Here is a 381-nt window from a genome sequence, read left to right as displayed (position 1 = left end):
ACTGGACAGCCCTGCCCAACCTATCAATCGGACAGAGGCCCAAGCAGGGGCCAACTATGGCAGTCACTTCACTCATAGAACTGACGACCAAACTCTGATGCAGTCGATCGGTGATGGCGAGCACTTAATCAATACGGGTAGCTTATTGTCCAGCACGCGCCCTAGCCTATTCGCCACGGACAATGAACAAGCGGTTGAGAGTGGCTATCGCAACACGGGCAATGGCCTATCAGAATGGATTACCGATCATAGAGATGAGCAAGCGTACTCGCAGCTAAACATCGATGATGGTCAAGTGGCTGCTAGTCTAAAGATGGGTATCATTAATGCTGAAAGTGATGGTGCCAGTAGTAAACGTCAAGGCATCAATGCCAATACTAA

At 49.6% G+C, this 381-nt stretch carries 1 protein-coding gene; it reads left to right on the top strand.

The annotated features are described in order from the left end of the window. Positions 1 to 381, top strand: a 381-nt coding sequence (locus ACT3SX_RS15590) for a hypothetical protein (RefSeq protein ID WP_444761882.1), incomplete at both ends; no start/stop codon positions are given.

The organism is Psychrobacter sp. AOP31-B2-9 (assembly GCF_052378005.1).
Classification (GTDB): Bacteria; Pseudomonadota; Gammaproteobacteria; order Pseudomonadales; family Moraxellaceae; genus Psychrobacter.
This window is presented reverse-complemented; position numbering and strand designations above follow the sequence as displayed.